Origin of the sequence: Scytonema hankhaensis NUACC26 (genome assembly GCF_045865695.1) — a bacterium.
Lineage (GTDB): Bacteria > Cyanobacteriota > Cyanobacteriia > Cyanobacteriales > Nostocaceae > Scytonema.
Genome location: NZ_BAACAP010000238.1, coordinates 1 through 26,776 on the forward strand (window position 1 = coordinate 1; position 26,776 = coordinate 26,776).

The 26,776-nt window shown below is 40.3% G+C and carries 14 protein-coding genes and 3 pseudogenes; 4 read left to right on the forward strand and 13 right to left on the reverse strand.

Going from position 1 to position 26,776, the window contains the following annotated elements; genetic code table 11:
* From ACKTT2_RS38895 to ACKTT2_RS38930, 8 genes are all read right to left on the reverse strand, one after another.
* The coding region (locus ACKTT2_RS38895) for a non-ribosomal peptide synthetase (protein ID WP_407896520.1) at positions 1 to 3,493 on the reverse strand (3,493 nt) is incomplete at its 3' end.
* Complete coding sequence (locus ACKTT2_RS38900; protein ID WP_407896522.1) at positions 3,490 to 7,032, reverse strand: type I polyketide synthase; 3,543 nt, start codon at positions 7,030 to 7,032, stop codon at positions 3,490 to 3,492. The genes ACKTT2_RS38895 and ACKTT2_RS38900, both read right to left, overlap by 4 nt.
* Positions 7,033 to 7,148: 116 nt before the next feature.
* Positions 7,149 to 10,289 carry a type I polyketide synthase gene (locus ACKTT2_RS38905; protein ID WP_407896524.1) on the reverse strand — a complete coding sequence of 1,047 codons (3,141 nt, stop codon included), beginning with the start codon at positions 10,287 to 10,289 and terminating at the stop codon, positions 7,149 to 7,151.
* 62 nt (positions 10,290 to 10,351) lie between these two features.
* Positions 10,352 to 11,236: a class I SAM-dependent methyltransferase gene (locus tag ACKTT2_RS38910; RefSeq protein ID WP_407896526.1), complete on the reverse strand. Its 885-nt coding sequence runs from the start codon at positions 11,234 to 11,236 to the stop codon at positions 10,352 to 10,354.
* A 101-nt stretch (positions 11,237 to 11,337) separates the two neighbouring features.
* A complete protein-coding gene (locus ACKTT2_RS38915; RefSeq protein ID WP_407896528.1) occupies positions 11,338 to 11,646 on the reverse strand; it encodes an acyl carrier protein in 309 nt (102 codons plus the stop codon).
* A gap of 205 nt (positions 11,647 to 11,851) precedes the next feature.
* The gene (locus ACKTT2_RS38920) at positions 11,852 to 12,847 is read right to left on the reverse strand and encodes an acyl-CoA desaturase (RefSeq protein WP_407896724.1); all 996 of its coding nucleotides are present in this window, start codon (positions 12,845 to 12,847) and stop codon (positions 11,852 to 11,854) included.
* A gap of 86 nt (positions 12,848 to 12,933) precedes the next feature.
* Complete coding sequence (locus ACKTT2_RS38925; RefSeq protein ID WP_407896530.1) at positions 12,934 to 14,694, reverse strand: fatty acyl-AMP ligase; 1,761 nt, start codon at positions 14,692 to 14,694, stop codon at positions 12,934 to 12,936.
* Between the two features lie 81 nt (positions 14,695 to 14,775).
* Positions 14,776 to 15,684 (reverse strand): DUF3102 domain-containing protein, encoded by a 909-nt coding sequence (locus ACKTT2_RS38930; RefSeq protein WP_407896532.1) that lies wholly within the window; start codon positions 15,682 to 15,684, stop codon positions 14,776 to 14,778.
* 744 nt (positions 15,685 to 16,428) lie between these two features.
* On the opposite strand from ACKTT2_RS38930, the pseudogene ACKTT2_RS38935 reads away from it, so the two are divergent.
* A pseudogene (locus ACKTT2_RS38935) lies at positions 16,429 to 18,088 on the forward strand (IS1634 family transposase).
* A 322-nt stretch (positions 18,089 to 18,410) separates the two neighbouring features.
* On the opposite strand, the pseudogene ACKTT2_RS38940 reads toward ACKTT2_RS38935, so the two are convergent.
* From ACKTT2_RS38940 to ACKTT2_RS38950, 3 genes and pseudogenes are all read right to left on the reverse strand, one after another.
* Positions 18,411 to 18,852: pseudogene (locus tag ACKTT2_RS38940) on the reverse strand (transposase family protein); the annotation flags it as partial.
* A 534-nt stretch (positions 18,853 to 19,386) separates the two neighbouring features.
* The gene (locus tag ACKTT2_RS38945) at positions 19,387 to 20,427 is read right to left on the reverse strand and encodes a sensor histidine kinase (protein WP_407896726.1); all 1,041 of its coding nucleotides are present in this window, start codon (positions 20,425 to 20,427) and stop codon (positions 19,387 to 19,389) included.
* Positions 20,428 to 20,474: 47 nt separating this feature from the next.
* A pseudogene (locus ACKTT2_RS38950) lies at positions 20,475 to 20,838 on the reverse strand (winged helix-turn-helix domain-containing protein); the annotation flags it as partial.
* Between the two features lie 274 nt (positions 20,839 to 21,112).
* Between ACKTT2_RS38950 and ACKTT2_RS38955 the strand changes: the two are divergent.
* Together ACKTT2_RS38955 and ACKTT2_RS38960 are read left to right on the forward strand one after the other, a co-directional pair.
* Positions 21,113 to 22,267 (forward strand): L-histidine N(alpha)-methyltransferase, encoded by a 1,155-nt coding sequence (locus tag ACKTT2_RS38955; protein ID WP_407896536.1) that lies wholly within the window; start codon positions 21,113 to 21,115, stop codon positions 22,265 to 22,267.
* A gap of 195 nt (positions 22,268 to 22,462) precedes the next feature.
* Positions 22,463 to 23,068, forward strand: a complete 606-nt coding sequence (locus ACKTT2_RS38960; RefSeq protein WP_407896538.1) for a hypothetical protein — start codon at positions 22,463 to 22,465, stop codon at positions 23,066 to 23,068.
* 40 nt (positions 23,069 to 23,108) lie between these two features.
* Here the strand turns inward: ACKTT2_RS38960 and ACKTT2_RS38965 are convergent, their stop codons facing one another.
* On the reverse strand, positions 23,109 to 23,804 hold the full coding sequence (locus ACKTT2_RS38965; RefSeq protein WP_407896540.1) for a Uma2 family endonuclease: 696 nt from the start codon (positions 23,802 to 23,804) through the stop codon (positions 23,109 to 23,111).
* Positions 23,805 to 23,825: 21 nt separating this feature from the next.
* Entirely contained in the window at positions 23,826 to 24,527 is a 702-nt protein-coding gene (locus ACKTT2_RS38970) for a Uma2 family endonuclease (protein ID WP_407896542.1), read from the reverse strand.
* A gap of 191 nt (positions 24,528 to 24,718) precedes the next feature.
* Here ACKTT2_RS38970 and ACKTT2_RS38975 point away from each other — a divergent pair, with 191 nt between their 5' ends.
* Positions 24,719 to 26,353: a CPBP family glutamic-type intramembrane protease gene (locus tag ACKTT2_RS38975; protein WP_407896544.1), complete on the forward strand. Its 1,635-nt coding sequence runs from the start codon at positions 24,719 to 24,721 to the stop codon at positions 26,351 to 26,353.
* Positions 26,354 to 26,776: the final 423 nt, after the last annotated feature.

Here is a 26,776-nt window from a genome sequence, read left to right on the forward strand (position 1 = left end):
AGGCGGTGGCGATGAATTCTCTAGATAAGTCTTTGGGAATTTGTAATAAAACCGATTGGTTGTAATGGTGGGAAGCTGTGTGATTTTGTGCAAAGAACCGATGTTGAATTGGTGTTAGGGGTGCGACTCCAGTCACTAACCCTTGACGAGCATTCACTAGCACGGTTGTTGTCTTGGCAACTGTTGCTAATTCGGCGATAGTTTGATGTTGGAATATTTGTTTGGGCGTGATTTGCACTCCTCTTGCTTTGGCACGAGATACTACTTGAATGCTGAGGATGGAATCCCCTCCGATTTCAAAGAAGTTGTCGTGGATACTGACTTGTTCGCATAACAGTAGTTCAACCCAAATTGTGCTGAAGATTTGTTCTATTGCTGTACGTGGTGCTACGTATTCATGTTCCCGAATAATTTCTCCATCAGGTGTTGGCAATGCTTTGCGATCTATTTTCCCGTTAGGTGTTAACGGTAGGGTGTCGAGAATCACCAAAGCCGAGGGCACCATGTAGGCGGGCAGCTGTTGCTTGAGGAATTCTCGTATCTGGTTGGTGGTGAGAGTTTCCTCCTGACTCACTACATACGCTACTAGTCGTTTCTGACTGAGAATATCCTCTGTGGCTATGACCACAGCTTGTTGAATCTGGGGATGACGACTCAAAATTGCTTCGATTTCCCCGAGTTCGATGCGGAACCCCCGCAGTTTCATCTGCGAATCAATACGTCCCAAAAACTCGATATTTCCATCTGTACGCCAACGCCCCAAGTCTCCTGTTCGATAGAGTCTAGCCTCAGGGTCATCACTGAAGGGATTTGCAATAAATTTCTCGGTAGTCAACTCCGGTCGATTCAAATACCCTCGGGCGACTCCAACTCCACCGATATAAAGTTCACCTGTCACTCCAATTGGCACAGGTTGTAAATGACTATCTAACACGTACACTTGTGCATTCTCTATCGGACGACCTATTGGAACTACAGAATCTCCTTCAATTTCTTGGCACCTCCACCAGGTCGCATCAATGCACGCTTCCGTTGGCCCATAAACATTATGTAATGCCGATGAAACCCGTGCAAAGAATTTCTGTTGTAGGTCATGTTGCAACTGCTCGCCTCCACAAAATACATGCTTCAAAGACCTACAATTCTCTAATCCTTTTTGTTCCAATAACACCTTCAGTAAAGAAGGCACAAGCTGTACAATCGTCACTCCTTCTTGCAACACTGATTGAATAAGATAGTTACTATCGCTATGTCCACCGGGCTGCGCTACAATCAACTGTCCCCCTGCAATCAAGGGTGCGTAGAACTCCCAGATCGATGCATCGAAACTGAAGGGGGTTTTTTGCAAAACCTTATCATCTGAAGATAATCCAAAACTTGCTTTCATCCAAAGCATATGGTTACATAGACTCCTATGTTCAACCATTACGCCTTTCGGCGTGCCTGTGGAACCAGATGTATAAATCACATACGATAGGTTTCTGGAGTTAGCACTACAGCTTGGTGTCTGATTCGAAAGTGCCGCGAGAACCTCAGATAAATCTTCAAAGACTAGAATCTCAGTGCCAGTTTTAGGTAAATCCTCAACCAAGGCTTCCTGCGTAAGTAGTAATGGAATCCGAGCATCTTCCATCATCAAGGCAAGGCGCTCTTGTGGATAACTTGGGTCAAGGGGTAAATAAGCACCTCCTGCTTTGAGTATCCCTAACAGACCCACTACCATCTCTATAGAGCGCTCAACACATAACCCTACAATCACTTCCGGCCCAACCCCAAGCGATTGTAGGTAGTGCGCTAGTTGGTTTGACCGCTTATTGAGCTCTTTATAGCTCAATTGCTGGTGTTCATAAACCACCGCTACAGCATCAGGCGTCTTCTCTACCTGCTCCTCAAATAACTGATGGATACATTTGTCAGTCGCATATTCCCGTGCGGTGTCGTTCCACTCGACTAATAACTGATGGCGTTCAGTAGCACTCAGTAGGGGAATTTCACTCACCGCTTGCTGGGGATTGTCCACTATCGCTGACAACAAGTTCTCAAAATGACTTGCCATCCGCTCAATGGTCGATCTATCAAATAAGTCGGTGTTGTACTTAAAAGTCCCAAAAACAGATGAATTTCCCTCCACAATTTCTAAATACAAATCAAACTGACCTTCCTGTTGTGGTATTTCATAAGGTTCCAGTACCAGTCCCCCCCATTTTATGGTAGTGCCTACTTGAGTAGAATACAATTTGAGGACATCGGGAGTTTGCTGTAGTTGTTGGAGAACGAAAGAAGCTTGAAAGATAGTTGATCGACTAGAATCGCGATGAGGTTGCAGGCGTTTTGCAATGAGTGGGAAGGGATAATCTTGATGTGCTATTGCGGCAATGACCGTGTTACGAACTTGGGTAAGAAACTCCCTAAAGGTAAGATTTGCTGATAAATTTGTCCGTATAACAACTGGATTTACCAAATAGCCGACTATTCGCGTAAATTCTGGACGATGTCTGCTTGCAGTTGGAGAGCCGACTAAAATATCATCTCGATCGCTATAGCGATGCAGCAGCACATTGAAAGCAGCTAAGAGAACGGTGTATAATGTAGTACTCTCAGACTGAACCAGTTCCTTGAGTTGCTGGGTAAGAGTTTCGCTGAGATATAGGGGATAGGAAGCACCATTGTAGGTCTGTACCAAGGGTCGGAGTCTATCTGTGGGCAGATTTAGCACGGGTAGTTCTCCTGCTAATTGTTGCTGCCAGTATTGCCACAGACGCTCTCCCTCTGCACTCTCGATTATTGTCCTCTGCCAACGCACATATTCATGGGAGTGTACAGGAGGGGGAAGAGTTGCCTCTTGACCAGTTCTGAATGCTGGGTAAAGCACCTTCAACTCATCTAACAATATTCCAATTGACCAACCTTCACTTACAATATGGTGAATGACTAGCAGCAGGATATGCTCTTGCTGGGAGCGGGTAAACACTCTCACCCGCATGATTGGTCCGTGTTCGAGATCGAAGGGGGATTTATACGCTGCAAAAACCTCCTCTTTCAGTTCTGACTCACTACTACTGGTAGCATCGATTTGTTGGAAGTCTATTGGCTGTTCGAGATCGATCTGTTGGATCGGTTCTGTTCCTAATCTTGGGAAAGTGCTACGCAAAATAGGGTGACGATCGCTCAGTACCTGAAAAACTTTCTGCAAAGCTGCAACATCTAGATCGGAGCAAATGCGACAGCTAAAAGCTACGTTGTATGCTGAACTCTCTGGTGCCAATTGCCACAAGAACCATAGCGCTTGCTGACCGTGGGAAAGGGGATAAACCTCTAATAGGTTAGGTTGCTGTTGCAGCAAATTCAGGATTTCTCTTTTATGCTCTTTAAGTTGCTCTAATACTGAGGAGGTTGCTTCATTATTGGGGGCACGATAGCGCAGTCGCCCATTCTCGCTCCATAATTTCCAACCTTTAATTGAAATCTCTTGTAAAAACTCAGATAAAATCATATTTCCCCCTCAATCCAACTACTATTCTTCTCGCCTGTTTCGCTTACTTTCTCGTCACCAGAAAACTCAATTTCTCGCTTTTTATCTTCTTGAGATAACTCATTGGCTAAAGCAGCAATAGTCGTTCCTTCGAGAAATTTTACTGTAGGAATATCTATGCCTAATTCATTTTGAAAATTATTTTTTAATTCCATTGCTGTTAAAGAATCCATCCCCATTAACATAAGATTTTGTTCTGGGGTGGGTAATTGGGAATCTTCAAGTTTTAAAACACGGGCAACTTTATTCTGTACATAAGCTAGCAAAATTTTGTAGCGATCGCCTTTAGATGCATCCTTTAATTGGTGTAACACCTCCCTAAGTTGCCCTAATTGTTCTTTAAACGGCTTTGGTAATTGAACCTTAATTTGTTTAAGGAGCGTTCTGCGCTCCCGTGCTTCATAAAGTTCTTTAAAGATCGCCCAATCAATATCGATGATGACTTGCTGAGCAACACCCATATCGAGCGAATACTCCAACATTTTAAGTAGAGTTTGAGGAGAGTAGTGTTTTAAACCGATTTGAGTAACTCGTTCCCGCATTACTGTATGTCGCTGATGATGATAATGCATACCGCCATCAGCTAATGCCCCGACATTAACTGTCAATGCAGGTAATTTAAGACTATGACGATAATGTGCAAATATATCGAGAAAGTGGCTTGCTGCTGCGTAATGACCTAGTCCTTCAGAACCCCAGACTGATGCAATAGAGGAAATACAAACAAAAAAGTCTAACTTCATCCCTAATGTGATTTGATGTAGATTCCACGTTCCTGCTACTTTGGGAGCAAGTACAGATTCGAGCGACTGAGCCGTCATATCCTGTAAGGGGTGAAATTCAGCAACACCAGCAGCATGAAAAATTCCGCGAACTGGCGGATAGCATGCCTTAATTTTCTCAAATATTCTGACAACATCTGCTCGAGAGCTAACATCAGCTTTGACAACTAAGACTTGAGCACCATTATCTTCTAGTTGCGCGATCGCTTGGCGAGCAGTATCCGAAGCATCGCTCCGTCCGACCATTACTATATGTTGCGCTCCTTTGTCAACCATCCAACGGGCAGTGTTAAGCCCTAAATGTCCTAAACCACCAGTAATCAGATATGTTGCATGGGAGTGCAAATTTATCGATTGTGGATTTGTTTGCACTTTTTGACTAGGCATAAGGCGAACAACATACCTCTGTTCGCACCGGAGCGCAATTTGGCTCTCTCCATCAGAATACCAGATTTGATCGAACAATGCCTTTGCTGCATCAGGTGTGGAAAATTCGCGAGCAATATCTACAAGTCCTCCCCAAATATGAGGCGTTTCTATAGAAAGCGAACGTCCCAGCCCCCATATAGGAGCTTGGGCTATTGCCGATGGAACAGCCTCCGAAGCAGTCTTTTGTGTTCCTTGGGTTACCAACCAAAGCTGAGGCAACTGAGATGCGTTTGTCCGAATCAGCGCTTGAACTAAGTGTAGGGTACTTGTCAATGTCAGCGTCCAATCCCTCTCTAATGAAGAGATTGTTGTTTCCTCACTTGGTGTAGTATTCAAACTCCAAAGATGCACTACACCTCGACAGGGGTGTTGTATTCCTATCTGTTCGATTAGTTCCTCCATTGCTTTAGGATCGGCTGGATCGAGGAATATTTCACCTTCTTGAGAAATTCGAGCTTCATTGTTACAATGCACTACAAAGCAGGTTTCTCCCCGCGCCTCTAAAAGTTCTGCAAGACTCTGACCAATACCTAGTCGATCGGCAAAGATAATCCAATTACCTGGTTCTCGAACCAAAGAAGACTCTGATTTTACCAGCGTCTTGGGTTGCCATTGCAATTCATAAAACAAATCTGCATACCGATCTTGAAGCTTGGTCTGATGGCTCAAGTGTTCAGTACACTGCATTTGTAAACCGGAAACTTCTGCTAATAATTTTCCGTTTCGATCGAATATGCGGACATCTCCCTCAATTGATTTATTAACTGTGTCTACTGAATTTGACAAAAGTGCATAGCTCCAAACCTGATTACTCATCGGCTCGTAGACTTGAAAATTCCTGATACCCACGGCTAAATAGAGTGATTGCTCATTAGCCGAAAGCATTTCATCTAATAAAGTTGCGATTAGAACTTGATGACAAGCCTCAAGGAGAACTGGATGAATTTTAATTAAATGATTGGAGTTATTTTCTGTAATATCAAGCTTTATTTGTGCTAGCGCTTCTCTTTTACCAAGCCACAAATGTTCTATACTCCGAAAAGTTTTTCCTAGTCGAAGTCCATGCCGCTCTAATATTCTATAATATTCTTTAGCACTCCTACTATCTGTACATCGCCTACGGATTTCTTCGAGTGTTTGTGTTTCTCCAATTGAAGGAAGAAGTTGCTCCTTTAGCAAAACTTTTTGTGTAGAACTTAATAATATATTTATTTTTTCACCTAAGTATTTTTTATCAGTTACCTGAGTGTTATAGCGTTCTCGAAGTTGATTGAGATGAGGTAAATGTGACAAAATAAGATTTTTGCTTGGACCAAAGTCAAGTAGGCAAGAAACTTCATCTACTCCAATATTGTCCAGTTGTTCGAGTAAATCAATACATGTTTCCGGTGTTCCAATTAATCCTCTAGAAGAGGCAAATCTTTCAAACAAGAAGTTAACAAAATCATCAAGATCTTTTTCGGATAACCTAGATATATCTATACTATAACCCCTACTTTGAGCTAAACCATTAAGTAGACCAATATTAGACTTGAGATATTCGCAATAAGGAACACGCACTTGGTCGCGAACTTCATTAAAATCATGACCTACAAAAGTATGTACCATAATCGACACTATCCCAAGTTTGCGATTGTGTCCATGCTTGGCTCGTGCTTGACGATAAAGGGAAATTTTATCGGCTAATTCTTCTATACCTTGGTCGAGCAGGTGAGTTAAAAGATTAGCACCAATTTCTCCTGCTTTAATAAAGGTTTGAGGGTTACTAGCAGCAGTAATCCAAATTGGAAGTTCTGGTTGAATTGGTGTCGGATAAATCCTAATTTCAACCTTATTTCCATTTCCATTAGTCTTGTGGATCGATTCACCTCGCCAGAGTTTTTGGAGAACGTCTATGTCAATAAACAGTTCCTGATGACGGTCTTTAAACTTCTCAGGAAAAAAGACAAAGTCATTAGGATTCCAACCGGAAGCAAGAGATATTCCAACTCGACCTGCGGATAAATTATCGACAATAGCCCAGTCTTCAGCAATCCGGATAGGATTATTAATTGGCAAAACAACACTTCCTGCTTGTAATCTGATGTGCTGAGTTTCTCTTGCTAATGCTGCATTTAATATGGCAGGATTCGGATAAAGACTGCCATATTTTGTAAAGTGTCGCTCTGGAGTCCAAATACTAGAAAAGCCATGGCGATCGGCAAACCGAGCACTTTCAATAACCAGGTTATATTTATCTCCACCTAAAGCATCTTCACTTGTGGCAAAAAACATTAAACCAAATTTCATAATTTATACATAAATTTTATTTAGTTGATGTTTGCTTGATATTAGTCTACCTCTAAAATAGAAATTTTAATAGGGTTCGATCTAATTTCTGATTGATATATATGACAATTATATGTCTAAATGTGAATTTTGACAGTAGCATACAAAGTCCATTTTTGCGATGATAACTGTTGATTTATGTGACAACTATAAACATGAAAATGAATTCTATGATTGGTATCATAGGCTAGAACAAATTGGATTTTTTGGTTTCCTTTTACAGATAAGAATAGAGGCTGATGGAGTTGCAAATTAGTTAAATGGTTGCACTTAACTGCCAAGGCTTCTTTTGTAGCAGCTAAAGCAATTTCTATATAAGCCGTGTGAGGCATAACCACATCGTCCCAAACCTGATAATCTTTGAAATTTAAAAGATATTGTTCATCAATTTCTGTTTCCCAGATATAAGTATTTGGTAAAGACGCTAAGTCTTTTAATCTATAACCTAAAAATGGATGTTGTTTAATTTGATTTTGTATTTGCCAACTTTGTTTTTGATTGGCGATTGTACGATCGCTTTCTATCCAATATCGTTGTCTTTGAAAGGGATAGGTAGGTAGTGCTAATTTGCTTCTTGGATAATGCCGATCGAACTCAATCCAATTAACCGCTACACCTTGAAGGTACATTTGCCCTAGACTGTGTAGCAACTGTAGCCAATTTTCTTGTCCTGCTTGGAGACTAGGCAAGAATAATGCTGTATTTTGTGAGAGACACTGCTGTGCCATTCCCAGCAGAATTGGTTTAGGGCCAATTTCTAATAAGACTTCACATCCATACAAATGCAAGGTCTGGATACTATTAGCAAATTTGACTGGCTTTAGCACATGATTTATCCAGTGTTGGGGAGTGGCAATATCAACGTTTGCTTGTTCTCCCGTGAGATTAGAAATGATGGGAATACGAGGTTTATTGTAGGTTATTTCTAATGCGATCGCTTCAAACGATCCCAGCATTGGTTCCATCAAGGGAGAGTGGAAGGCGTGGGATACTAGCAATGGTTTCGTCTTTATTTCATCACTTGTCAATCTGTCACAGATAGTGCGGATGGCATCAGCAGCCCCTGAAATCACTACGCTAACTGGTCCGTTAATAGCTGCAATTGATACTTTTTCACTGAGTGGTTCAATCACCTCTCGCACTTTCTCCTCAGATGCCATTACAGCTACCATCTCACCCCCAGAAGGCAAGTTTTGCATTAAACGTCCTCGATGGGCAATCAGTTTTAATCCATCTTCTAAACTAAATACTCCTGCTACTGTTGCTGCTACATATTCCCCAACACTATGACCCATGACTACATCTGGTTTAATTCCCCAGGATTGCCATAACTGAGCTAGGGCATATTCAATGGCAAATAAGGCAGGTTGAGTATAAGCCGTTTGGTCTATGACACAATTATTTAATTCTTGAATATTTTCCGGATAAATAATATCTAATAAAGATTTTTCTAAATAAGATTGTAGAATTTTTTCGCACTGGTCTAAAGCTCCACGGAAGACGGGTTGCGTTTCATAAAGTTGTCGTCCCATCCCCACATACTGAGAACCTTGTCCGGTAAACAGGAAGGCAATTTTAGGGGATTTATTGTTACTAGAAAGTTTTCCAAAAAATACATCTAAAGGTTCTTCTCCTGCATTAATTTTTGCTAATTTATCAACTAATTCTTGTTTGTCAGAGGTGATAATAGCTAGACGATGGTTAAAGTGTGCTCGCCCCGTGTTGGCACTGAAACAAATATCTGCGATCGCTGCTGTGGAATTATTCCCTAAAAATTCCTGATAACGTTGTGCTAGCTCTTGCAGTGCTTTTTCACATTTAGCAGATAAAGTTAATATATGGTGCGATCGCTCTTTTGACTTTTGACCCTTCGCTTCGCTGCCTACGGCATACTGCGCTAACAAGGGCATACTTTTAACTTGTAGAGGTGCTTCCTCCAGAATTACATGGGCATTGGTGCCACCAAAACCAAAGGAACTGACACCAGCAAATCTTGATTTCTCATCAGCAAACCATTTCTGGAGTTCAGTAGGAATCTTTATAGGAGTGTTCTTAATTTTGATGTAGGGATTTAACTGCTTAAAATGCAAGTGAGGTGGTATCTCTCCATGTTGCAGCGATAGCACCACCTTGATTAAACCAGCAATTCCTGCGGCTGCTTCCAAATGACCGACATTGGTTTTGACTGTGCCAATCCAACAGGTTTGATTTACATCTCTACCTTCCATTAGCACAGTTTTAAGGGAGTTTACCTCAATGGGATCTCCCAAAGGTGTGCCAGTACCGTGTGTTTCAACATAACTAATCTGCGCTGGTATTACACCAGCTTTTTCTAAAGCTTGACGGATAACCGCCTGCTGAGAAGGACCATTAGGTGCTGTCAGTCCGTTAGTTAGACCATCTTGGTTAACTGCTGAACCTCTGATAATTGCCTGAATGTTATCTCCATCCCTCAAAGCATTACAAAGGCGCTTCAGAACAATTACACCACATCCCTCACCGCGAACATAACCATCGGCACTGGTATCAAATGTCTTGCAGCGACCCTCAGGAGACATCATTTGAGCTTGAGAGAAAGTGATAGTTGGTTCTGGAGACAGAATCAAGTTTACTCCCCCAACTAAGCACAGATTCGACTCTCCAGTCTGTAAACTCTGACAGGCTAAGTGTACTGCCACCAGAGATGACGAGCAAGCTGTATCTATGGCTACACTGACTCCCGATAAGTTTAGTACATAGGATAAGCGATTGGAAGCAATTGAAGAGGCAGTACCAGTACCACTATATGCTTCTATACGTGATAAATCTTTGTAGAGAAGCCTGTGATAATCGGCGTTGCTGATGCCGATAAATACACCAGTTTGACTACCTGCTAAGGATTCTGGGACGATTCCAGCATTTTCTAAAGCTTCCCAGGTTACTTCTAATAACAGTCTTTGCTGGGGATCTATTTGCTGTGCCTCACGGGGAGAAATCCCAAAGAAACTGGGATCAAACCGATCCACTTGTTCCAAAAAACCACTCCAGCGAGTATTCATTTTTCCAGGTGTAGCTGCTTCTGGATGATAAAAGGTGTCAATATCCCATCGTTCTGATGGTATCTCAGTAATAACATCTACGCCATTCCGCAAGATGTGCCAGAAGGCTTCTGGAGTCTTGGCATTAGGAAAACGACAGCCAATGCCAATAATTGCTATGGGTTCGATTCTAAATCTCATCGTTGATGGAACAGTGGATAAATGGAATAATGGAATTTAACTGAAACAGGCCTGCTAGCCAATCACTTACGGGGCTGGTCAATCCGACGCATAGTAATACAAGAGACATTAGTAGTTACAGTGTGGAAAGCAATGAGAGACATACTGAGGTATTTTTCATATCTAGCAAATACTTCCTCACCTACTATATTTACTACTTGTTTGCGATTAGCCTTTAAATTTTTCAACCATGCCTTGAGTGTGCGTATATAGTCATGCCGATAATTCCGGAACAACAAAATTTCAAAAAGTCTATCAGTTGCTTGAAAAATCTCAGACTGGCGAGCTAAATCTGATTCTGGAAATACTTGCTCTGCGAAGAATTGGCTAAAGTCTTCTTTCGTGGAATTCTCGTACACAATAGTTTGAATTGATACTATTCCTCCTGGCTTGAGCCAATCGTGACAGCGCGAGAAGAACGCACGATAACCGTCTAGTTTTTCTTCAGAGGAAAGTTCTAATCTTGCAAAGTGTTCAAATACTTCTAGGGAAATAATCCCATCATAAGGGTTTTGGGGAGAGTGTTCCGACCAACTCTCTAGACGAGCTTCAATGTTCGGATGTCTCCAGGCTGAAACAAAATTGACATGAGCTTGACTTATAGAAAGCCCCACCACTTTCTGAACATCATAAACATCAACCAGACGCTTCAAAAGAGAACCCCAGCCACAGCCTACATCTAAAACTTGCTTAGCGCCTTTTACCTTAGCCTGCTCAATATGGTAATCAAGCTTCCGCATCTGAGCTTTTTCAAAATTTTCAATCGTTTCACCCTCTTCCCACATTGCAGATGAATAGGTAAGAGAGGGGTCAAGCCAAAGAGAGAAAAATTCATTACTAACATCATAATGATGTTGAATTGACCGAGCTGATGCACCTGGATTAAAAATATTCAAATTACTAGTCATAGTAATACATCACCTTCAAAAAAACTAATTGATGGGTTTCCAGCCCAATTCAAAAGCTGAAGCCTTTACAGTCAAAGGAATTTAGATTTTTTTCTCTAGCCCTAATCCTCTAATTTTGGCGAAGTATTGGTATTGTAAGCTTTTACCTTGTTTTCCTCCGATAAATGTCCAGCCAGAGCTTCTATGGTAGGGTAATCATATATCAAAGTTGGATCGAGCTCGTACCCCAACCACTCTTCCAAATCACCAGTCATACCCACTGCGGCAGAGGAGTCTAAACCATAACGGTTAAAGGGAATATTCACATATACCTTATCAGGCTCAATTTTCAACAATTCTGCTAAATAAGAAACTAACCAAGCTTGTATTTCTGCTGTGGTTGGTAGATTCTTTTGTACACTTTTCGTCATGGATTTATGAAATGCTGTACTAAGTAGTTTTTTCTAGAGCGGCAAAGTTAACTGGAGAAGCTGAATTTCTAGGGAAGCCAAGTAAAGTTTAGGATCTCAACAGAATCTGAGTTGTTTAATCCGACCAAGTTGATGTTGGCGTAAGTTAGAACATAGTTGCAGCCAAGTTTCAACACGCCCCTTGTGCCAAATCCTTAGCGTTAGCTTACCTGAAATCTGTCTCTTCTCTAGCTAGTTTTACCGCTTTAGGTTTTTTAGCCTCTATCATTCCTGCTGTTGGAGCCTTGACATCCCAAGCTAAGCCAAACACTTCCAAAACGCGGACGATCCAATAACCTAAATCAATTTGCCACCATTGTAACCCAAATTTGGCTGAATTTGGAAAAGCATGATGGTTGTTATGCCATGCTTCACCAGCTGTGGGGATAACTAACCAAATATTATTTGTACTGTGCTCGCGGGTATCAAAAGCACGGCTACCATACAGGTGGGTAATGGAGTTGATGCTCCAAGTAGCATGATGTGCGAAAAAAATTCGGACAAGCCCCCCCCACAAGAATCCTTGCAAGGCTCCTATCCAGGTTGCTGTCATAACTCCTCCCAAATAAGCAGGAATGGCAAGACCTAGAATTACCCAAGTTAGGTATAGTTGATTGACCTTGGCAATAGCAGGCTCTTGCAACAACTCTCTTGCAAAAAGGGCAGAATTCGTAACTTCACCGTTCAGCATCCAACCGATATGGGCGTACCATAACCCGCGAAGCTGAGAAAATTGCTTCCCTTCATAAACGTGGGGAGAATGAGTATCCCCAGGTTGGTCACTATACTGATGATGGCGTCTATGGTTGCTAACCCAGTGGATAACAGGACCTTGAGCCGCCATAGAACCAAGAATAGCAAGGATAATTCGGATAGGAGTATTAGTTCTGAAAGCAGTGTGTGCGAATTGTCTGTGAAAACCCACAGTGATTCCGACCATAGTTAAGGCGTACATACTGACCAATAGCCCTATCTCCACTCCTCCAACGTCTGATAGCCTAAAGAATCCAATTGCAAGAATTGAACCTATAAAAGGAATTAAAATAGTGGCAAAGGCAAAACGCTGTTGTAGTTTTTGTAGGTAATCATTCGCTATAGTTATTTTCTGCTTCTTACTTGAATCCTTAAGAGACTTTTCTTGTATTACGTTATCCACTTGCATCAACTTTCACTCCATTAGATATTTTGAGTTTCGGTTAGTTATTTGCCAGTTTGTACTTTCTCCGACAAAGATTGGATATCAGTCTGTCAATACCAAAACTTTGCCTTTTGCGAAGGTTCTTCACTCCAGTCTTCCACCACATTCAAACTGCCATTGAGAAATGCAGTCCGACAGGCATAACGCTGAATCTTTCCACTGGAAGTCTTAGGAATACTGCCAGTCTTGAGTAGGACAGTGGCATAAACCTGTAAGCCATGCTGTGCAGTCACAGCCTCAAAGATATTCCTTACTACCTCCTGCACATCCAGGTTCCGTAAGTAACTCCGCTCTACTTCCTGAACAATCACTAGTTGTTCTTTATCCTTGACTTCCACTAAAAAAGCTGCTCCACAATCAGATCGTAGTGCTGGATGACTTTTCTGAACTGTCAATTCAATGTCTTGGGGATAATGATTGCAACCTCTAACGATCATTACATCCTTTAGCCTTCCTGTAACAAACAACTCTCCATTACTGAAAAATCCCAAGTCCCCTGTGCGAAGAAATGGTTTCTCTCCAGTATCTTTAAGCTCAGCTTGAAAGGTTTTTTGTGTTGCTGAGGGGCAATTCCAATACCCAAAAGTTACACTCCTACCTGACACCCAAATCTCTCCTACTTGTCCTTTTTCACAACGAGTTAACGACTCTGGATTAACGATAATTACTGTTGTGTTCGTGTCAGGATGACCACATCCCACAAACACTCGACTTAGAGGCGATGAAATCTCACTCTCTACTACGGCATTTTGTTCTAGATCTTGAGTTTTAACTCCCTGAATCACTGGCTTTTGATTCTTGTCCCCACCCGTAGTAAACAGAGTTGTTTCCGCCATTCCATAGCAAGGATAAAAGGCTCTGTATTTAAAGCCACAAGGAGCAAATTTTTCCGCAAACTGCTTCAAAGTTTCTGCCCGTATTGGTTCCGCCCCATTGAAAGCCAAATCCCAACTGCTTAAGTCAAGATGAGCTAATTGTTCTAGTTGAACTTTTTTTACACATAAATCGTAAGCAAAATTCGGTCCACCACTGGTAGTCGCTCTATATTTAGAAATCGCTTTTAACCAACGAATGGGCTTCTGCAGAAACGCTAATGGTGGCATCAGAATACTGGGGAATCCCACATAAATAGGTTGCAAAACATGACCAATCAATCCCATATCATGGAATAAAGGCAACCAACCAACACCGATACTCTTCTCACTATGACTAAAAGCTTGATGAATCAACTGCTGGTTGTGGATAATATTTCCATGAGTCACCATTACCCCTTTGGGTGTTCCCGTAGAACCAGAAGTATATTGCAAAAACGCCAAGGTTTCTGGTGTCACTAATTGAGGCGCAATTTCTGGATTTGAAGTTTCAATAGTATCCGTTGCTATTAACTTTACTGGCCCTAACTCTGCTTCTTCTTTCCAGCTTTTCTCAAGATCGGTCAATATTGACGCAGTTATCAGTGCTACTTTTGGTTGAGCATCATTAACGATAGAAAGTAGGCGCGACAACTTCTGATTTTGTCTAGGAGGATAAACTGGAACCGCTATGACCCCTGCATACAAACAGCCAAAGAAAGCTGTAATAAACTCTAAACCAGAAGGATATAATAGTAACGCCCGTTCTCCTGGCATTGATTGGAGATGGGCTGCGATCGCTCTTGCTTGTCTGTCTAATTCTCCATACGTCAGACTCCCTGACTCAGTTTCTCCATTTTGGAGAAAGATATAGGCTTGCTTGTTAGACTGATATTGCGCTCTATAGTTAAGAATGTCTAATAGGAATGTAGCGATTGTGCCATTTTCCAGTAAAAGCATAAAATATCCAGCAATTTACGGGTAAAGATGGGGATGATAGAGACTATCCCGTGTTACTCTTTTTCAATGGGGCTAGAAAAACTAGCAATGCGTTCGTTGAGTGTTGAGTACCTGTTGAGATACCATGGCTATGGCTGACAGCTGAGACTCGCTCAGTCCGTTATTGGCAGCCTTTATAATCATCCTAACTAGTTGCTCTGGCGTTAAGTTTTTGATGCTAATTGCCATTTCCGAGATCGTTGCATCCGATGTCTCGTGCGAAATTGCAACTTGATTTTCCATACTGATTGGTATTTGTGTGGTATCATCAGGTATATCTTTGATAGTAGTTGCAATCTGCTTGTTTTCAAACGCTACAAAAGGTAGTGATTCAAAAGATGATAGCGATCGCCTTTCTATCTGTGCTTCTTTTTCAGTCAAATCTTCTTGTGCAGAGATTGCGAACGTAGTTTCATAACGTGTAGGTTCTATAACGTTGACTGGTTTATCATACTTAAGCGAAGCAGTTTTTGGTTCTACCGCTCCCTTTTTGGTTTTCTTATGTTGAAAGACAATTGCCTTAGCTTCAGTATAGCAGATGTTCTCGCCATTAGAAGCGCGTTCGAGGACTTCAACTCTTGCCTCTTTGGGTGTAGAAGGGGCAGCAATTAGGTAGAGAGTTGAAGCAGTGATATTCAAATGCGTAAAATTTACGCATTTGAACTGCTCTGCAACCTGCATAAATTTGGTGGCGGCTGATACACTCCAATTAAACTCAAACTTAAGCCAATTTCTGAAGCTTCCATGTCCCAGATGCTGCTTCACCTCAATTAGCTTTTGTCCAATATCGATAATATCTTGAGAATTACGGCGCATTAGCGTCTTAATTTCGTTGGTGTGTTGTTGAACAACTCTTTGGGTGTCACCGTCTAAAATATCATATTCAAAGTTTAGAGTTTGCTGAGTTGACAATTGGTTTGACAGTTCAAATTGTAAATCAGTATGATTCATGTAATACTAACTCCGTTTTTTTAATGGTAGTGGCGCTTTAGAAACTGAAGTTTAGACTTAAGCCTACCCCTGTTAAGGTGTACTAAGAAAGTACTATCGCGAAGCTTATTCTGACGTTGTGTTCCTACCCATTAAACCTTCAATTGAGGGCAAACATTATTTTTTGGCTTTCAGATTTTAATAGGTGTAGACTGAAACTCCTATTAATACGTTAGAAAAAACTTCACCTTAACAGGGGTAGACTCAAGCCACGTGATTTTGATGAAGTTAGAAGATGACAGCAGGCTTCGCCAAGCAACGGCTAAAACCAGAATCTTTCATCTATATCTTTATTAGGTATCAGTGAAATCAAGTTATGCACTTAGTACAGGTGAGTGAAGATAATGCTGCCTAGAGCGCCGGTCGAGTAGAAGGTGTTGACAAATTACGCATAGTATGATTAGGGGGTGATGTAGATGACTCAAAGCTTTATACCCCCCATTCCGCACCCCAACTGTCACATATGAATAAGACGCAGGGAAAGTAGTACAGAGAAACTAAAAAAAGATTAGGAAGCCATCAAGTAATTGATAATTTGTAGCAATAAGCTGTGAGGAGAATGAAAGACCTATTCCCATGCATTGAGCGATCGCTCAATGCGTCTCAAGCTTGAGCCATGAAAATAAAAGAAATAGAAAATTTTAAGTTTTCTCAAAAGAAATATAGAAAAATTGAGACAGAATTGCTTTGGAGAAGACTGTTGTTATGTTTAATGTCGAAGAGATGTCTATACAAAATATAGATCATTTGGGGATAGTAGCAGGAATCGTAGATGCCATTGGAGTAGTAGAAATTATTAATGATTTATTAGGTCAAGAATCAGACGAAAAAGTGAGTGCAGGTCATGTTGTGAAAGCCATGATTTTAAATGGGTTAGGATTTGTTGCTCAGCCTTTAGAGGATGTTTCCCAAATTTTTTGAATCAATCCCTTGCGAGCATTTAATAGGTGAGGGAGTTAAAGCCGAATATTTAAATGATGATAAACTAGGCAGAGTCATGGATGAAATGTTCCTGACAGGACTAGAAACAATATTTTTAGCAGTCAGCCTGAATGTCGTCCAGAAATTTAAAATCCAGACAACGACATCACACTTAGATTCATCGTCAATCCACGTACATGGAGAATATAACACCCCCTTACCAGAGGTAATATTTGAGAATTCAAAAATTGAAAATGAACCGTTTCAAAAAGACTCTCAGTTAAAATCCAAGCAAGCGATAAATATTACCTATGGGTATTCGCGAGATCATAGACCAGATTTAAAGCAGTTTCTAATAGAATTAATATGTACGGGAGATAGTGATATCCCATTATTTTTCAAAACCGCATCTGGAAATAGAGTAGATTCTTCGGATTTTGGAGAAATAGCTGTTGAGTATAAAAAGCAAATGCAATTAGATAGTTTAATAGTAGCAGATTGTGCTTTATATACAGAAGCAAATTTACAACTTATGTCGCAGATGAAATGGCTATGTAGAGTGCCGTTAAGCCTAAAATCGGCACAATCTTTAGTCTCAACACTACCAGAAGCAAAATTCATTGAAAGTGAATTAAAAGGATATTCCTTTGTCGCTACAGAAAGTAATTACGGCGGAATAAAACAGAGATGGTTAGTCGTACAAAGCCAAGAAAGAAGAGAAGTAGATTTGCGGAAGCTCTCACAAAAAATTCCGAAAGCTGAAGAAAAAGCTCGCAGCAACTTAAAGAAATTAGCTTCCGAAAAATTTGCCTGTGAAGCTGATGCGATTAAAGCATTATTAAAAATTTCCCAAAACTTTAAATATCATCAAATTGAGCAACATAAAGTGACTGTAACAACGCCAAAAGCACAAGGAGCAGAAATCCCATCAGATAGCTATCAAATATCAGCAACAATCATGAAGGATGAAAATAAAATTAATCAAGATTTTCTCAGTGCTGGCAGATTTATCATCGCTACAAATGTTTTAGAGCCAAGTCAGCTTGGTAAGAATAGCATGATTTATCACTAGAAAGCACAACAGTCATGCGAGAGAGGATTTGCTTTTCTCAAAGACCCATCGTTTTTTGCAAATAGCGTTTATCTCAAAAGACCGGAAAGAATCGAAGCACTGGCAATGATAATGGGTTTATGTTTGTTAGTCTATAAATTAGCGCAGCGACAAATACGGTTAGCTTTATATGAATCACAACTCACTGTCAAGAATCAGCTAGGAAAGCCTGTAGATAATCCTACTTTAAAATGGATATTTCAATGTTTTCAATCAATTCATCTCGTCACTCTTCATGATGAAAAACAAGTTTCAAACTGAAATCAAGAGAGAAACTTCATTCTAAACCTATTGCCAGAAGACTGTCAGCATTATTATCGATTAGTCACATAATTAGACTTTCAAAATGTATAGTCTCTCTACCAACAAGCTATTTCTGCCTAGAAAATAGCTTTAAATAATTATGTCTAATAATTTTTTCGTGAGTCTTATACATTAGTAGAATCATAAATAAATTCAGTGAAATATCGAAAGTTATCTATTGATTACAACAGAAAATTTGTTTTCATCTTATTGCTAATTATTGAGAATGACTTGGATGTCTCACATCCCAGTTTTCACGCTTTCTCACCTGTTTATCAGATAAAAACAGTATAGTTTTACTCTTTTTTTAGAGATTTCACTCAGTAATTACCGTTTGTGACAATTGGGGTGCGGAATGGGGGTTATAACCTTCAGATAAATGTGCCATTTCAATTGTTTTTTCGATTAACCTTAGGTCAAATGACTTTGATATTAAAAGCGCACGAAATTTTACTAGTGTTCCTTTGCTAAAAGGTGGTTGCTCACAATCTAGACAATAAGACAGCTAGCTGCCATCGTCTATCCATTTCAATTGCTTCAATTGCTTCATCATCTGAAACTCCTGTATATGCTTGTAAAATTATTGCCAGTACTAGTTGTGCTGGTAGTATTGGCGATAAACCAACACTACTATCTTTGAAAACTGTTGCCAGTTCCATTTGAAATTCGCCATCAATTATTTGATGGCGAATTTGCCTCAAAAATATAAATAATTTCGCTTTCCGTATACGTTTTGCCACTTTTTCTTCTTGGGCTGATAGTTCTATTGGTGGATTCCAAATTTCTGGATGCATTGTATCTGTACTCCTAATATCGTTTTCTACTTATCTTTACCCTCCCCAAAAAATGTACGTCTTGTCAATACCTCTTACTTTTTCCTTCGCGATTGTTGGTGTCCTTTCAGAGTCGATACCAACTTAATGACACGCCCGACGCTTTCTAGATGTATTTTTCATAGTATTTATGTCGGGAATTTTTGAACTTTTAGAGCAAGTATTAAGTTGACAATTTATGACAATTGAGCAATTTCAGTAAATAATCAATGCAAATATGTATTGATATTGATGGCGGTGTTGGGAGTTGCCCTTTTTGGTTTCTTCAAAGCGCTTTCGGGGAAAACCCTTCAGGAGCCTTTCTTAAATGCTTGCTTTTTTTAAGCTGTCAAACCGACTAGGGTTGTATAAAGCTTTGAGTCATCTACATCACCCCCTTACCCATACTATGCGTAATTTGTCAACACCTTCTACTCGACCGGCGCTCTAGGCGAGTTTGCAAGAAGCTCAAAAACGGCTATCTTTACAACAAATTCATAATTGGCAAAGGTATTGTTATACTAATGGCAAAGAAAACCGAAAAGTACTTCCCTTGTTAAGCTCGCTTTCTACCTGAATCTCACCTCGCTGTAATTCAACGAGACGCTTGGAAATAGCCAAACCCATCCCAGTCCCTGTGGGATGGCGAATGCGCGATCGCTCCGACCGCCAAAATCGATTAAAAACAAAGGGTAAATCTTCCGATTTCAAACCATGACCCGTATCGATAACTGCAATCCATAACTTGGAAGGTTCGCTCCAAACCCGCAATGTAATAGAACCTTGTACGGTGTATCTTATTGCATTGCCAAGTAAGTTAACCAAAATCTGTTCTACTCGTTCGGGGTCGGCGGAGACTAAAGGAGGATTGGGGGGACACTCCAAACGCAGCTCTGGACCTTCTTCTAAAAGTTGATCGGAGAATCGTTTGATGAGAGAGAGGAGTAGTGGGTGTATATTGAAAGATTGTAGATTAATCGGTAAATATCCAGCTTCTGCCTTAGAAAGTTCTTGAGTATCATTAACTAACCGATGCAATCGAGTTGTTTCTCGTGCTAATCGTTGAAACACTTCTGCTGAAGGTTCAATTGTCTCATCTGCTAAACCTTCCAAATAACCTTCTAGAATTGTCAATGGTGTTCGCAGTTCGTGAGTTAAATCTCCTACAACTTCCCGACGACGCTGTTCCACACCTTCAAGGTTTGACGCCATCCGGTTAAAGCTAATAGCAAGGCGATTTAACTCCGCGATTTCTGTTTCCGGTACTCGTGCAGTTAAATCTCCCTGACCGAACTTTTGAGTGATTTTTTCCATCTCAACAAGAGGTTGGAGGATGCGCTTAGCGACTATATAACTTAAACCACTTGCTACAGTAGCACTCGTGAGTAATGACCACCAAGCCCCCCACATTGAGGTAACTTCAAACTCTTCTACTAGCTCGGAGCGAATTTTACCGATGTCAAACCCTCGGCCTTCCAAACGTTGTAAGTGCAGATCGAAAACATGGAATGAGAATAACTTACTAACTATGACTAAAGTACTTAGCCCAGCTAGCATCACAACAATATGGGAAAATAATAATCGGTATTGTAGGCTCAGTTTACTCACAATTTGTCTTGAACAACGGTGTTTTCAAATTTATAACCGATCCGATCGCAGTTTTGATAAAGGTTGGATTGGCTGGATCGGGTTCTATTTTTTTTCTGAGTCGTGCGATCTGGGTATCAACAACCCGCTCATCTCCATAGAAGTTACTACCCCAAAGTTTATCAATTAATTGAGTTCGATTCCAAACCCGACCGGGATAACTCATAAATGTTGCGTCTCAAGAGTGCTCGCACGCGAGCTACTAGTTCTTTGGGACTGAAAGGCTTGACTACATAGTCATCAGATCCTGTCGATAAACCGATAACGCGATCGCGTTCTTCTTCCCTTCGCTGTCAACATGAGTATGTAAGGCTCTTTAGAGATTTACTCCTGTGTAATCAAAAAGCGTAGTTAACCGTACTCAACCATAACATGATTGTTTTCCTTCTCCTAGTCACGCGCTTTATCTAGAGTCTTCGTTAAAAGCCTCTTTCGTTTCATTTAAATCAATTCCATCATGCAACAAAGTTTCAAAAATTAAATACGAGACCTATAGTCGCGAATTCTATCTGATAGAGCAGTCGTAAATTTCTTACAAATGATTTAGGATAGCTGTATTATCAAGGTGTATATTTTTGACTCTTTGAGGCTGGAGATGGAACCTTTAAATTTCATGAAGCTACTAGAGAATTCAATCAATGAACCAGGCTTAGGGTGGACTCTCTGTTTTATAGGAGAAGATCAATCAAAAAAGCTTGCAGAACTTACGCAAGAATTGAGAGGAGAATTTTCTCAAACAGGTGATGGTAAAGAGATTTTATCTGGTTTTTCATATTGGGGAATAGGTCCAACAATAGCTTGGAACAACGCTTGTCACGACCGATTTTATCTCGTTATGAAGGAGAGTATTGAGTCCTTTAGATATCGATGGTCTCAACTTCATTCCAATAGAATAGGAGATCGAAAATATCATTATGTTAGTTTAGGTATTGGCACAGGAGAAAAAGACAAAAGTATTTTAAATTTATTACTCAATTCAAATCCCGATCTAATTTATTTTCCCGTTGATATGAGTTCGGAAATGTTAAGGATAGGTGTTCAACAAGCAATTCAAGAAACAAAATTAAAAGGAAATCATGTATTTCCTATTCAAATAGACTTTTCACTTGAGAGAAATATTATTGAGTTACGTAAATTATTTGACGAAATCCTCAACAATAATCCTGTTATTTTTTCTCTGCTTGGAAACACGTTAGCAAATTTTCAAAGAGACACAGAGCTTCTACAATCTCTTTCTAAACTCATGCGCTCTGACGATAAATTTCTTATAGAAGTAGCGATGACTGAAGACTTAAATGAAGAAGCTGCTCAAAAAGCAACTAAAGAGTACGAGAATGCTAAGTCTTTTAGAGAATTTGTCACAAGTGCATTACTCCAAAACACTGACTTACATATTGATTTAAATAGCGTGTCATTTGAAGGCTACGTAGAGACAGATAGAGCAATTCTCATAAAAATACTCTATCGCAACTTAACTGGAAAAAAAATTGATGTGATGTTACCAGATCGCTCAGTTATAAATTTTGAAGATCGAGATACAATTCGTTTATATTTAACTCGTAAATACACTTCATCTGGCATTCATAAATGTATATCAGACAGTAACCTTATAGTTGTTGATAGCATACATACATTATTAGAACCCCGTTTCAAAAATGGATTTGGCATGGCGTTAATATTGGTATCTCCTGATACTTCAAGTATTAATAAAAATTCTCAAATAGCTGATAATATATGGTCTAAGAGATAAAATTTTAGATAAGCGTAAATACATAAATATAGCAATCCTACTTAATTTGTGAAATATAAGTAGGGTGGCAATACTACTCGGTTAAGTAGGGTGAGCATTGCCCACCAAAAGCTATAGTGGTGGGCAATGCCCACCCTACAGTACTTAAAATTGTTTATAGATGATTTAGGATTGCTATAGTAGATAATATTAAGTATGAAAGTATTAGTAACATTAATTACATTTTTTCCTTTACTTCTTGGATTTATTCTAGCTACGGTCTGGTGGACTAAGGAAAGAAATTTTGAGCCATTACTGACCGCTCTTGGATTGTTAGCAACAATTACAGGAATTTTTGCCGAACGATGGGCATCAGCTTATGAAAAGAGGATAGAGTTTCTGCGTGCCTTACTCAACGAGTGCAGATCGAATGAGGCAATTCTATCCGATCGCCGATTTAACTCCAACTCTCATCAGTCAGGACGACCGATAGTTTTTCCGCGATTGATCGTGTCAGTTACCGAAACTGCACTTGCATCTGGTGTTTTTGCAGAACGTAAAGATAGAGAGTTATTTTCGCTCCTACACCAATGGCGGCATACTGTAAATGAGTTCAACCGTAGATTAGATATTACTGAATTGCGTGTATTTACGAACCCTTTGCCACAAGAGATTGACTCGCTATATAAAGCTCTACAAGAATCTAAAGAGTTTAATGATGCCATAACTTTAACACGCAACATCGCGTCTATTATATCTACTCAATATCCAGAGAAAATAAGACCGTTTGGAGTATTGCTATCAAACCTAAATAAAAATTAGTACTGCGAGCGACATAATTGATTGAACATGAAAACGATTTTTAAGTTATAGTTTCTGGATCTATTCCCAATCTTCGCAACTCATCGGCTAATCTTTGAGCGCGTTGTTCGGCTAGTGCAACTCTTTCTTCTGGCGTTGGGTATCTGATACCTTGGCGATCGTACCAGTATAACCAATCCCGCGTAATTCCTAAATATGTTCCCCGTTCGCAACCAATTCCCAATCCTACCTCTTCTAACCACACTGGACTTCCTGGCTGTAAAATATATGTGCCATTTATCAAACGAAAAACTTCAAACGTTGTCTTTCTACGACGGCGAGGGTTGTAAATGACATAGTATAAAATATCCAGTTTTTCATAAAGTTTTCGTTTACCAATATATTCCTCTCCAGATGTACCGTAAGGAACTATCTCAAGTACCATAATTGGTGCAACTTGTTCTATCCAGGACACGTAACACAAACGTAAGTCTTCGTATTCATAATCATCTATGACTCTTTGAGTTCCAACACTCAAAAATGCATCTGGTACAGCAGGAAGTTCATTGGGGTCGTAAAAAATTCCCATACTGATGCCAAAACACCAATCTGTACGGTTTGTCCACACTGCCGCAAGCACAGAATTCAGTAAACTAGGTACTAAATTTTGCAATTCATCGTCTGTAGGAGTAACATCTGAACTGACTAAATCCATGGGAGAGGGTAAACTGTCCCATGAAGGCTCCTCTAATATCATTTACATAACCTCAGAACACGATTAATTTAGCGTATCTGGATCTATTCCTAAAGAGCGTAACTCCTCGGCTAACCTTTTAGCACGTTGTTCGGCAGTAGTAGCGCGTTGTTCAGCAGTAGTAGCTTGTTCTTCTGGTGTTAAATATCTGACTCCTTGTTGGTCATACCAATATAACCAGTCACGAGTAATACCCAGGTGCGTTCCTCTTTCATAACCAATTCCCAATCCTATCTCTTCCAACCACACTGGGTTTCCTTTCTGTTTAACATATTCACCATTTACCAAACGATAAACGTCCAAAGGAGGTTTGTTAGGACGGATAGGATTGTAGATAACATAGTATAAAATTCCTAACTTGGCATAGAAGTCTTTTTTCTTCGTATACTCCCCACGTCGTTTTTTAGAAACAACCTCTAGCACCATAATTGGGAGTACTTTTTCCTCCCATAGCAAGTAGCTCAAGCGTAAGTTTTCATTAATAATGCGACGGACACCTAAACTCAAAAATCCATCTGGTACGACAGGGGGTAAGTCGGGATCGTAGTAAACCCCCATGTCCACTCCGAAAAACCAATCCATTCGGCTAGCCCATATCCAAGCCAAAATTGTTTTGAGAAAACCTGGAATTAAATCTTGCAGTTCATTATCTACAGGAGTATCGTCAGAATCAGGTAAATCCTCTGCTGAAGGCAGGCAATTGAATAATGGTTTGTACTCTAACATAATGGAACAGCGAGAAACTTATGAATTGATGATATCTAAGGATAGTAGTTAGTAGTGAGTGGCTAGCGATCGCTGGTCAGGTGGTCACTGGTCAGGTGGTCACTGGTCACTGGTCAGGTGGTCACTGGTTAAACCATTCAACGCATTTTCTTGCGATAATGACTCTGCACTGGTTAGTCAAGGGAGGAAAAATGAGTCACGAGCAGCCAAAATCAACGTTTGTAAGAACCGCAGGGCGGTTTATATTAATAGTTCTGACTCTGGTGACAATCTTGACTGCCGGTCAGTCTTTATTATCGAGTTGGCAGCAACCTCAGTTTCAAAGTCGTTTGGAACTTTACCAAACAAATCTTACGCTGCAAGCAGTTTCTTTGGAAACGTCGGATAGCGGTGCCAGCGTACAGCCTTTACAAGATGCAATCCTCGGTACTAAACCTCTAGATGTAGCTACACAGCAGTATCAAGAAGCAAGGAAATCGGCTCAACGTAATTTAGATAAAATTAAAACTCAACTTGCACAACTCCAGTCTCAACCAGAAACGGCTCCTGCAACCTCTCAACCTCAATCGCAATATCCTCCTGCAACTAACCCCAATTCCGAACAGCAACAACTGTTACAACAGTCACTGAATCAAGTGCAAAAATTAATACCTGAATTAGATTTGCGATTGGGTATTTTACAAGTGCAGCAAGGGAAAACTGATGCTGCTTTTAAAACTTGGAGTGAAGTGCAGCAAAGTTTGGGAAGCGATTCTGATTTTAGTAAGGTCGCAGCCGTTCTTTCCGGATTATGGAGCGATCCCCCTCGTCTGTTGCCTAATTCTGAACCACTCATTCAAGCTAATTTGGATGGCTGGTTTCGCTACTCTGCTCTAGAGAAACTCTATCAACTTCAGCAACGACAAGACGCCTTGACAAATTTAAAAACATCTCAACAGGAAGTTGCTGAAACAGCAATGTTGAGATTATCACTGATAGGTACTGTTCCAGTAATTGCTGCTCTTATTGGGGTAGGCTTATTGCTCTTTTTGCTCGGAGAACGTCTTGTCAAGGGAAAAGCTGCAATACTTGCTCAAAATGCAGATGTTACTTGGTCAACTCCTTGGAATGCGGAAACGATTTTGGTGGTTTTTGTCGTGGGTTTTTTCTTCACAGGACAATTCCTCGTACCTATAGCAATCAAAGTTGTCCTTCTACCTTTGGTAAAATCAGTTCTTCCTATCAAAACTCTCGTCTCTAGCGTGCGACTTCAAGCGCTATCTGTTTTTATTAGTTATTTCTTCGTAGCATTAGGCGCTTTGTCAGTACTGTACTTAGCTATTAAGCGTTTTTTTCCACTACCAATTGGCTGGTTTCGTTTTCGGTTCAAAGATAAATGGTTTTTATGGGGATTTGGTGGCTACTGCATAGCATTGCCTGTGGTGGTTGTTGTGTCTTTGATTAATCAACAGTTGTGGAAAGGTCAAGGCGGTAGTAATCCCCTGTTACAACTGGTGCTTGAAAGTCAGGATTCTGTAGCACTTACTATATTTTTCTCGACGGCGGCGATCGCTGCTCCTATTTTTGAAGAAATTCTCTTTCGCGGTTTTTTGTTACCTTCCCTTACTCGTTACCTACCTGTATGGGGATCGATTCTCATCAGTAGTTTTTTGTTTGCTGCTGCTCACTTGAGCTTAGCGGAAATTCTTCCCCTGTTCTCTTTGGGCATTATACTGGGTATTGTTTATACGCGATCGCGTAACCTTCTTGCTCCCATGCTCCTCCATAGTCTTTGGAATAGCGGTACTCTTCTAAGCCTGTTTATTCTAGGCAGTCCTGGACAATAAGTCTTTCTATTTGCCAACTTTATCAATTCTTTGCTAAAGCTTTTACAAAAATTTACTCATCCACCTTGGTGTTTAATGTCAGTAAATGCTACCTTAGAGCAAATGTGCTAAAGTTGACATTGGCTTAGCAGCTACGTGAAATCAACAGTGAAGTAGTCACGCTAGAATAGTTCTATCTATTCATGGGTGTAGTGTTGTTAGATGGCATGAATAGCTAAAACCGATCCCCTTGTATATTCACCGTTCTATATGAAAACGATGAGTAAGCAAAGAATCATAGAGTTAGTGCTATTTTATCGACTTGGTATCCTAGCTTATAGGAGATCGCTTTAAAGTAAAATATCTACACCAGTATTTTTATCACTGTAGAAATATAAAAAGAATCCGGAGAGAACACAACCTGACTAGTAAAAAGTACTAAGG

Excerpts from the sequence above, each read along its gene's own strand:
- ACKTT2_RS38925 (WP_407896530.1), bottom strand. The coding sequence starts at position 14,694 with ATGCTTTTACTGGAAAATGGCACAATCGCTACATTCCTATTAGACATT.
- ACKTT2_RS38910 (WP_407896526.1), bottom strand. The coding sequence starts at position 11,236 with ATGACTAGTAATTTGAATATTTTTAATCCAGGTGCATCAGCTCGGTCA.
- ACKTT2_RS38965 (WP_407896540.1), bottom strand. The coding sequence starts at position 23,804 with ATGATATTAGAGGAGCCTTCATGGGACAGTTTACCCTCTCCCATGGAT.
- ACKTT2_RS38945 (WP_407896726.1), bottom strand. The coding sequence starts at position 20,427 with ATGCTAGCTGGGCTAAGTACTTTAGTCATAGTTAGTAAGTTATTCTCA.
- ACKTT2_RS38955 (WP_407896536.1), top strand. The coding sequence starts at position 21,113 with ATGGAACCTTTAAATTTCATGAAGCTACTAGAGAATTCAATCAATGAA.
- ACKTT2_RS38920 (WP_407896724.1), bottom strand. The coding sequence starts at position 12,847 with ATGCAAGTGGATAACGTAATACAAGAAAAGTCTCTTAAGGATTCAAGT.
- ACKTT2_RS38905 (WP_407896524.1), bottom strand. The coding sequence starts at position 10,289 with ATGAGATTTAGAATCGAACCCATAGCAATTATTGGCATTGGCTGTCGT.
- ACKTT2_RS38970 (WP_407896542.1), bottom strand. The coding sequence starts at position 24,527 with ATGTTAGAGTACAAACCATTATTCAATTGCCTGCCTTCAGCAGAGGAT.
- ACKTT2_RS38975 (WP_407896544.1), top strand. The coding sequence starts at position 24,719 with ATGAGTCACGAGCAGCCAAAATCAACGTTTGTAAGAACCGCAGGGCGG.
- ACKTT2_RS38900 (WP_407896522.1), bottom strand. The coding sequence starts at position 7,032 with ATGAAATTTGGTTTAATGTTTTTTGCCACAAGTGAAGATGCTTTAGGT.
- ACKTT2_RS38930 (WP_407896532.1), bottom strand. The coding sequence starts at position 15,684 with ATGAATCATACTGATTTACAATTTGAACTGTCAAACCAATTGTCAACT.
- ACKTT2_RS38915 (WP_407896528.1), bottom strand. The coding sequence starts at position 11,646 with ATGACGAAAAGTGTACAAAAGAATCTACCAACCACAGCAGAAATACAA.
- ACKTT2_RS38960 (WP_407896538.1), top strand. The coding sequence starts at position 22,463 with ATGAAAGTATTAGTAACATTAATTACATTTTTTCCTTTACTTCTTGGA.